This window comes from Planotetraspora kaengkrachanensis (assembly GCF_016862895.1).
Classification (GTDB): Bacteria; Actinomycetota; Actinomycetes; order Streptosporangiales; family Streptosporangiaceae; genus Planotetraspora; species Planotetraspora kaengkrachanensis.
Genome location: NZ_BONV01000026.1, coordinates 175,688 through 184,772, shown reverse-complemented (window position 1 = coordinate 184,772; position 9,085 = coordinate 175,688). Strand labels below are relative to the sequence as shown.

The 9,085-nt window shown below is 72.5% G+C and carries 6 protein-coding genes; all 6 read right to left on the bottom strand.

Annotated elements, in window-relative coordinates; translation table 11 throughout:
* Window positions 1-297: NAD(P)-binding protein (locus Pka01_RS25925; protein ID WP_203885476.1), on the bottom strand; the 297-nt coding region annotated here is incomplete at its 3' end.
* On the bottom strand, window positions 294-2,222 hold the full coding sequence (locus Pka01_RS25920; RefSeq protein ID WP_203885475.1) for a sensor histidine kinase: 1,929 nt from the start codon (window positions 2,220-2,222) through the stop codon (window positions 294-296). The genes Pka01_RS25920 and Pka01_RS25925, both read right to left, overlap by 4 nt.
* A 61-nt stretch (window positions 2,223-2,283) precedes the next feature.
* A complete protein-coding gene (locus Pka01_RS25915; protein WP_203885474.1) occupies window positions 2,284-4,674 on the bottom strand; it encodes an ABC transporter permease in 2,391 nt (796 codons plus the stop codon).
* A 2-nt stretch (window positions 4,675-4,676) separates the two neighbouring features.
* A complete protein-coding gene (locus Pka01_RS25910) occupies window positions 4,677-7,082 on the bottom strand; it encodes an ABC transporter permease (protein WP_203885473.1) in 2,406 nt (801 codons plus the stop codon).
* Window positions 7,079-7,753 (bottom strand): ABC transporter ATP-binding protein, encoded by a 675-nt coding sequence (locus tag Pka01_RS25905; RefSeq protein WP_203885472.1) that lies wholly within the window; start codon window positions 7,751-7,753, stop codon window positions 7,079-7,081. The genes Pka01_RS25910 and Pka01_RS25905 overlap by 4 nt, the downstream gene beginning before the upstream one ends.
* Window positions 7,754-7,755: 2 nt before the next feature.
* Window positions 7,756-9,057: an adenylate/guanylate cyclase domain-containing protein gene (locus Pka01_RS25900; RefSeq protein ID WP_203885471.1), complete on the bottom strand. Its 1,302-nt coding sequence runs from the start codon at window positions 9,055-9,057 to the stop codon at window positions 7,756-7,758.
* Between the last annotated feature and the right edge of the window lie 28 nt (window positions 9,058-9,085).

Sequence of the window (9,085 nt, the reverse complement as noted above, 5' to 3'; positions counted from 1 at the left end):
GGCGGGCCGCCGGTCCAGTGGATGCGCGGCGGGCACCGGCGGGTGCGCCCACTCGACGTCGAGGCCGAGCCCGCGGAACGCGGGGGACGCGAGCGCCATCGCCAGGATGGTCGCGCAGACGTCGTGGCGGAAGCCGGGGAGCGTCAGCTCCTCGGTGCGCAGCCCGCCACCGCACACCCCGGCCGCCTCGACCAGCAGCACCCGCCGGCCGGCCTCGGCCATCGTCACGGCGGCCATCAGCCCGTTGGGGCCGGAGCCGACCACGACCGCGTCGAACTCGGAATCAAACCCGCTCATACTGAAATTTCCCCGCTTATCGTGGTTCCCGTTCCGGGTGTGGAGTCGACACGCAACCGCCCGCCGATCGCTCCCAGGCGGTCCGCCATGTTGACGAACCCATGGCCATACCCTTCGGCGTACCCTTCGCCGTGCCCGTCGGCGCCGTCGAACCCCGCCCCGTCGTCGCTCACCGAGAATCTCAGCAGCGGCCCGTCCATGTGGATGCGCACCTGGATCGAGGCGTCCGGCCCCGCGTATTTTCCCGCGTTCTGGATCGCCTCGAGGCAGCAGAAGTACACGGCCGCCTCGACCTGCTCGGAGAAGCGGCGCGACAGGTCCACGTCCACCTCGTACGGCAGGGCCACCCGGCGGGTGATCGACCGCAGGGCCTCCCCCAGGCCGTGGTCGCGCAGCAGCGGCGGGTAGATGCCGTGCGCCAGCTCGCGGAAGGCCGCGTTGGTACTCTGCACGTCGGCCCGCAACTCCTCCAGCATCTCGGCGACGAGGGCCGGATCCTCCTTGATGAGCTCGCCGGCCAGCCCCAGCTTCACCGACAGCGCGACGAGATGTTGCTGGGCACCGTCGTGCAGGTCACGCTCGATGGCGCGGCGGGACGCGTCGGCGGCGGTGACGATCCGCAACCGCGACGCCTGGAGTTCCTCGTTGCGCTGGCGCAACTCCTCCAGGGAGGCCTGCAGAGCCGAGTCGAGGCGCATGTTGTGCAGCGCGAGGCCGACCTGCCGGGCGAGCTCGATCAGCACCCGGTCGTCCTCGTCGGAGTACTCGACGCCGTCGGACGGCCGCCGCACCACGAGCAGGCCGAGGAGATCCCCGAGGTGCGCCGCGGGGGCGACCCTGATCGGGGCGTCCCTGTCCTCGATCAGGGACGGCAGCCAGACCGACATCCAGGCCGGGCCGCCGATGCGCGTGCGGCCGACGACCAGACGCTCCTTCTCGTCTAGCGTCAGCACGGCGTCCTCCCGCTCGGGGACGCTGACCGTCCGGTGCAGCACGCCCTCCGTGCCCACCCAGACCTCGGCTCCGGCGGGGCCGAGCGTCGCGCGCAGCGACTCCACCAGTTGCAGCAGCAGCTCGTCGAACGGCACGGCGCGGCTCATCCGGGCTCCGAACGAGGCCAGCGCCTCCTCCGGCGTCTGCCCGCGCCGCCCGAGCAGCCCCTCACCGAACGACACCAGCCGGAAGCGGAGCGGCAGTCCCAGCCCGACGGCGGTGAGTGACGCGATCACGCTGGCGAGCAGCACGTCGCGCTCCGGCTCCTCCGGCGACCTCGCGAGCCCGATGATCACCACCAGGTAGACCGCCACCACCAGTACGGCAAGCCCGGCGATGACGATGGCCTCGACCAGCCCCCGCTCGGAGAAGCGGGCCGTGAAGGACATCTGGCCGAGGAGCACGCCGAGCGGCAGGACGACCGTCGAGGCGAGCACCGAGGTGAGCAGGTCGGCCGGAGTGCCGAGCAGAAGGTGGGTAGCGACCAGCACGGCGTCGGCGGCCACCGTCACCACGGCGGCGGCTGCGACCCACTGGAGCGTGCGGCGTCGTCCGGCCGGAGCGCGGGGGCACCGCAGCAGCACGGCCCCGAGCGCGACGGACGACATCACCGCCACCACGCCGACCACGGCTCCCACGTGCGGCGTCGTCCCGGAAGCGGCCGTCATCACGCTCCAGACCACGGCGGCGGCGAAGGCGAAGGCCGCGAACGCCCTGCGCGCCCACGACCCCAGCTCGCCGTCGGGCAGGCCGAGGCCGCACGCGAACCAGGCGGCCACCGCGAGGGGGACGCAGGCCGGCCAGACCGTCGCCACCCCCTGCGCGCCCGCGACCAGCAGGGCCGCGCGCACCAGCGCCCTGCGATCGGCGGCCAGCGCGCCGGCGGCGACGACCAGCCAGGCCGCCACGAGGACGGCGGAGGCTACGACCATGACTTCACCCCTGACCTCACCTCAGGATCCACGCCAGGATTCACGCCAGGATTCACGCCGCCTACTCCGTCCGGAGAACGTGGCCGATGCGGAGCCGGGCGGCGACGCGGCCCGGCCACGCGGCGAGCAGGTTGGCCAGCACGAGCGCGACCGGTGCGACCAGCACCAGCGCCCAGAAGGCCAAGGGCGGGGCGTAGTCGAGCGGGGTGAAGTCCGCGACCAGCCGCCACAGCGTACGGCCCACCGCCACACCCAGCGGAACGCCGACCGCGAGCCCGATCAGCGCCAGCAGGGTGGCCTGGACCACCACCACCCATCGCGCCTGCCTCCTGGTCATACCGAGCGCCCGCAACACGGCCACCTCGTGGCGCCGCCGCCGTACGGCCGTGGCCAGGGCATGCCCCACCGCGCCCAGTGCGAGCAGCACGAGGAAGCCCGCCAGCACGATGGGCAGCTCCTGGACGTCCTTGATCTGCCACACCTGCACAGGAAGCGGCGACGCTCCGAACAGGGCGACTCCCGTCGCGTCGGCGAGGCGTGCGGCGACGGCCTTCGGATCCGCGCCGGTCCGCAGTGCCACATGGAGGAGGTGGAACTTGAACGGATAGTGCGCGGCGGCGAAGACGCGGTCGTATCCCGCCGGAGTCACCCATGCACCGGCGCTGTAGTCGTTGTGCGAGCCCGACGGCAGGAAGCCGATCCCCGTGACCTTCATGGTCACCGGCTCGCCGCCGCTCGCCAGGCGCACCCGCCCGCCCGTCTCGACGTCCAGCCTCCGGGCGCTTACGGGAGCCAGCACCATCTCATCGGCGGCCGCCGGCAGCCGTCCGTCGACCATGACCACGGGGAAGCGTCCACCGGCGGGGTCGTAGGTGTACGCGGTGACCGACGTGTCGCCGGATTGCGCGACGGCGACCCTGGAATCGTTGACGGCCAGGACGTCGGGATCCTCGGTGACCACGGGAAGCATGTCCTCGACCGGCGCCAGGTCCTGGCCGTTGATGCCGGTGAAGGCCTCGACCTGGAACGTCTGGCCGAACCGCTCCGGATGGCCTGCCGCGTCGCTCACGCCGGCCGAGAACGTGAACGCGGCCAGCACACCGAGCACCCCGGCGACGGCACCGAGCAGCGCAGGCCGCACCGCCACGGCGCTCCGCCCGCGTCCAGGCTCCAGGGCGAACCTGGCACCGACCACCATGGGAACCGGCAATCCCAGCCGTGCCGCCGCGAGCGCGACGGCCGAGCGGCGCGCGGACCCCGCGCCGCGCCGCACGACCAGCGCGACCGCCGCCGAGCCTGCCGCTCCGGCCAGCACGAGGACGGGAGCCAGCACCCAGCCGACCCCCAGGATCAGCCAGTCCACGTCGAACCCGGGAGCGGACTCGTGCAGGGCCGCCGCACCGATCGGCATCCACACCGAGGCGACCGCCGCGCCCACGACCCCCAGCGTCGCCCCCGCCAGCGCGGCGAGGAACGGCCCCGCTGAAGCCACCACCACGCCCTGTCGGGGGGTGAGCCCCACGGCCCGCAGCACCTGCAGGTCGGCCACGGTGGCGGTGGCATACCGTGCCACCGACTGGCCCACCAGCACGATCGCGGCAGCGAGCGCGGCCAGCCCGAAGGCCGACAGCGACGCCGCCTCGAAGGCGTCCACCCTCCGGCGGGGCTCCTGGAACTTGGCCTCCAGATCCCACACGTCGATGTCGTTGCGCTGCGAAGCCCGTGCGAGACCTTCCTGGAAGGCGTGCAGCGTGGTGAGGCCGCCCTTCAAACGCACGAGGGCGTTGATGGTCCCGTTCGGGCCGACGAAGTTGTCCCGGTACCGGGCGAAGAGAGCGGGCGTCGGGAGCAGGCCTGGCGTCTGCCCGACGTCCTCCGTGTACCACGGCGAAAGGATCACCCCGACGATCCTCACCTTGACCGCGGGGCCGGCGAGCGGTTCGGCGCCGGCCGGGTCGAAGTCGTCGCGGCTCACCTGCTCGACCGACATCAGCCGCAGGGTCATGGCGTCTCCGACTCCACGGTGGTAGACGACCGGGAAGCGTGGGCTGACCACGACCTCGTCGATCCGAGCCGGGTCGGGCAGCCGCCCTTCGAGGACGACGGGCCGTTCGATGGTCCGCAGGACCTCGTCGTCGGCGGGAGGGAATGTGGAGGGGTTCTCACTCATGGGGATGCCGTCGACCCCGAAGCCCGACACCGGAAACGTCGTCAGCGTCTCGACCTCGGGCAGTGCCCGGATCTCCTCCCAGTCGAAGTCCGGCTGATTGGGCAGGACGGCGATGGTGGCGGGCAGGGTCCCCACCTGAAGCCGGTCGACCGCGGTGACGGCGCGGCGGGCGCCCGCGAAGGCGGCCAGCACGGTCGTGGTGGCGAAGGCCACGAGGAGGGCGAGCACCAGCAGCGGCCGCCAGCGACGACGCAGTTCCAGCCGGAGCCACATAGTGATCATGGTTACTCCGTCCGGAGGACGTGGCCGATGCGGAGCCGGGCGGCGATGCGGCCAGGCCACGCGGCGAGCAGGTTGGCGAGCAGCAACGCGACCGGCGCGACCAGCAGCAACGCCCAGAACGCGACGGGCACGAGATAGTCGAGCGGCATGAAGTCCGCGACCAGCCGCCAGACCGTGCGGCCCAGCGCCACGCCCAGCGGAACGCCGACGGCGAGTCCCACCAGCGCGAGCAGGGTGGCCTGGGTGACCACCGCCCAGCGCGCCTGCGGACGGGTCATGCCCAGCGCGCGCAACACGGCCACCTCGTGCCGGCGCCGCCGTACGGCGGTGGCCAGGGCGTGCCCGACCGCGCCCACGGCGAGCACCGCCAGGAACCCGGCCAGCACGATGGGCAGCGCCTGCACGTCACGGATCTTCCGCAGTTCCGGGAGAGGATCGGGCGGGGCGAACCCGGCCCCCAAAGACGAGAGCCGGGTGGCGACGGTGCCGGGGTCGGCGCCCGGGCGCAGCGCCACGTGGGCCAGGTGGAACTTGAAGGGGGTGCTCGCGTCCTTGAACAGGTGGTCGTACCCGGCGGGAGTGGCCCACGCGCCGTCGCTGTAGTTGTTGTGGGAGCCCGCCGGCACGAAGCCGATCCCCGTCACCGTCATCGTCACCGGCGCGCCTCCACTCGCCAGCCGCACCTGTCCGCCGACCTTCGCCTCCATCATGTCCGCGCTCGCCGGCGCGAGCACGATCTCTCCGGCGCCGGCGGGCAGCCGTCCTTCGAGCATGACCACCGGGAACTGGCCTCCTATCGGCGCATAGGTGTAGGTGGTCACCGAGGTGGGATTCGTGGTCCCGACGGATTCCGCGACCGCGATCCGGGAGTCGTTGACGGATGCGACCTGCGAATCCTTGGCGATCTCGGGAAGCAGCTCCTTGACCGGTGCGGTCATGTCCTGGCCGTTGAAGCCCAGATAAGCCTGCAACTGGTGGGTCTGGCCGAACCGCTCCGGATTGGCGGCCGCGTCGTGCACCCCGGCCGAGAACGTGAACGCGGCCAGCACCCCGAGCACTCCAGTCACGGCGCCGACCAGCGCGGGCCGCACCGGTACGGCGCTGCGCCCGCGACCGGGTTCCAGGGCCAGCCGGGCGCCGACCACCATCGGCACCGGCAGGCCCAGTCGCGCCGCGGTGAGCGCGACCACCGATCGGCGGGGGGAGACCGCACCGTGCCGTACGAGCAGGGCGAACGCGGCCGCGCTCCCGGCCCCCACCACCACGAGGAGGGGGACGAGCACCCAGCCGGCCACCAGGACCGGCCAGTCCATGTCGAAGCCGGGAGCAGGCTCTTGCAGCGACGCCGCTCCGATGGGCGTCCACAACGAGGCGACCGCCGCCCCCGCGACACCGAGTGTGGCGCCGGCCAGGGAGGCCAGGAAGGGGGCCGCGGACGCCAGCACGACGCCCTGGCGGGTCGCCAGCCCGACGGCGCGCAGCACATGCAGGTCGGCCGCGGTGGCCGCCGCGTACCGCGCCACCGACTGACCGACCAGCACGATCGCCGCGGCGAGAGCCGCCAGCCCGAATGCCGTCAGAGAGATCGCTTCGAAGTGGTTCAACTGCCGGCGGGGTTCCTGGAACTTGGCGTCGATGTCCCAGACGTCGATGTCGTTGCGGCCGGACGCCGCCGCCAGACCCGCGCGGAAGCTCTCGACGTCGTCGGTGCCACCCTTCAGCCGCACCAGGGCGTTGACGAAGCTGATCTGCCCGATGAGGTTGTCGTGGTATTTGGCGACGAGCGCGGACGACGGGAGCACGCCTCCCGGGCTTCCCACGTCCTCCGCGAACCACGGGGACCTGATCACGCCGACGATCCTGGCCTTGACCGTGGGACCGGCGAACGCTTCACCCGTGGCCGGGTCGAAGTCCTCGCGGTTGATCTGTTCCGGCGACGGGAGCCGCAGCGCCACTTGGTCGCCGACCTTCCGGTGGTAGGTGGCGAGGAAGCCCGGGGCGACGACGACCTCGTCGACACGCGACTGGTCGGGGAGCCGTCCTGCCATGACTACGGGTCGTTCCAGGGTCCGCAGCAACGCGTCGTCCATGGGAGGGAACGCATCCACGTGGTCGGACCAGGGGATGTCGTCGACCCCGAAGCTCGAGACGGGGAACAGCGCGAGCGCCTCGACCTCCGGCAGCGCCCGGATCTCGTCCCAGTCGAAGTCCGGCTGGTTCGCCAGGACGGCGACGGTGGCGGGCAGGGTCTCCTCGAGGAGCCGGTCGACCGCGGTGTTCCCGCGGCGGGCGCCCGCGAAGGCGGTCAGCACCGTCGCGGTGGCGAAGGCGATGAGCAGCGCGAGCACCACCAGCGGCCGCCACCGCCGGCGTAGTTCGATGCGCAGCCAGGTCAGGGTCGTGGTCACGGCGCGTCGACCCTGCCGTCGCGCAGCCGTACGGCCCGGCCCGCGCCCGCCGCCACGTCCGGCGAGTGCGTGACCATGATGATCGTCTGACCGTCGTCGTGCAGCCTGCGGAACAGCTCGAGGACCTCCATGCCGCCCTCGCTGTCGAGTGCCCCTGTCGGCTCGTCGGCGAGCAGGAGCGTCGGCTCGTTCACCAGGGCGCGGGCGATGGCCAAACGCTGGCGCTGCCCGCCCGACAACACGGCGGGCACCTGGTGGGTGCGGTCGCCCAGCCCGAGCAGGTCGAGCAGGTCGCGTGCCCGGGACTCGGCGGCCCTGCGCTTCATGCCGCCGAGGACGCCCGGCATGACGAGGTTGTCCAGCGCCGAGACGCCATCGAGCAGGTTGAAGAACTGGAAGACGAAGCCGATGTGGTGCCGCCGGAAGCGGGCCAACCAGTCCTCATCGCGGCCGTCGACCCGTTCGCCGGCGACCTCGACCGTGCCCTCGTCCACCGTGTCCAGCCCGGCGATGACGTTGAGGAGGGTGGACTTGCCGCAGCCCGAGGGGCCCATGACGGCGACGAACTCGCCCTCGTTCACGGACAGGTCGATGCCCCGGAGGGCGCGGACGGGAGCGAGTTCCGCGGCGAAGGTCCGCCTGGCCCCCTTTATCTCTACAGCGGTGGGCATGTTCAGTTCACCACCAGGTGATAGGCGTTGACGGGAGTGCTGCGCCCCTTGATCGGGCGGGCGCCCAGTGACTTCCACGGCCAGGCGCCGCCGCCCGCGCGGACGGTGGCCTCCGCGGCGACCGTCCCCGCGGGGCGGGCCAGGTCCTGCATCCGCTGGGCGAGGTTCACGGTGTCGCCCACGAGCGTGTACTCGACCCGCTCGTCGCTGCCGAGCAGGGCCGCCGCCACCTCACCGGTGGACAGGCCGATGCCGAGCCAGAACGGGGCGAGCTCCTGGGCCGCCCATTCCGCGTCCAGTGCGGCCTGCCGTACGTGCATGTTGCAGGCGGCCCTGATGGCGCTGCCCGCGTGGTCGGGCGACGGGTCGGGCGCGCCGAAGACGGCCATCACGGCGTCCCCGACGTACTGCATCACGGTTCCGCCGGCGTTGAGGATCGCGGCGTTCATCGCCCTGCGGTGGGCGTTGAGCTGCCCGGCGAGGACGGCGGGGTCGGTGTTCTCGGCGATGCCCGAGTAGCCGCGCACGTCGGACATGAGGACGGTGACGTTCAGGCGCTCGGTCCGCTCGACGGCCGCGCGGTCCCTGAGGAGCTTGTCGGCCAGGCCGCTCGGCAACAGCCGGGACAACGTCTCGCCCTGCTCCTCGCGGCGCAGGATCGCGGTGTGCAACATGCGCAGCCGGCGCAGCGCGCTCTGCCGTCCCCGGCTCGCGCCCTCGGCGAGGTCGAGGAACAGTTGCTCGATCGCGGCGTTCACCGCCTCCGGCGTGTCTCCGCTCGCCAGGGCGATCGCCTTGACCGGTCGTCCCTCGGCGACCTGGCGGAGCAGGCTCTCCTTCGCCTCGGACAACTCGCCCTCGTCGCGCGCGGGGTCCATGAGCTCCCGCACGATCATGGGGTCGATCAGCGATCCCCCGGTGGCGACGGCGCGGATCGCCCGGCCGAGCAGCCCCGCGTCCGACACGCGGTCCTTGAGGAGATACGCGTAGCCCGCCGCGCCGTCCCCCAGCAGCCGGACGGCGTACTCGGGGTCGTCGTACTGGCTGAGCACGACCGTCCCGGTTCCCGGCAGCCGCCTGCGCACCTCGCGCGCGGCCTCGATGCCCTCGTCCTGGAAGGTGGGCGGCATCCGGATGTCGGTGACGATGACCTGCGGGCGCAGCCGCACGGCGGCCGAGACCAGTTCGTCGTAGTCGGCCGCGAGCCCCACGACCTCGAGGGCGGGGTCGCGGGCGAGCAGAGCGCGCACTCCTTCGCGGACGATGAGGTTGTCGTCCGCGAGTACCAGCGTGATCCGATCCACGAGCCGATTAGATATCGGGCGGGCCCCA

Bases quoted from the DNA above. Each gene is read 5' to 3' on its own strand.
- Pka01_RS25905 (WP_203885472.1), bottom strand. From the start codon at position 7,753: ATGCCCACCGCTGTAGAGATAAAGGGGGCCAGGCGGACCTTCGCCGCG.
- Pka01_RS25915 (WP_203885474.1), bottom strand. From the start codon at position 4,674: ATGATCACTATGTGGCTCCGGCTGGAACTGCGTCGTCGCTGGCGGCCG.
- Pka01_RS25920 (WP_203885475.1), bottom strand. From the start codon at position 2,222: ATGGTCGTAGCCTCCGCCGTCCTCGTGGCGGCCTGGCTGGTCGTCGCC.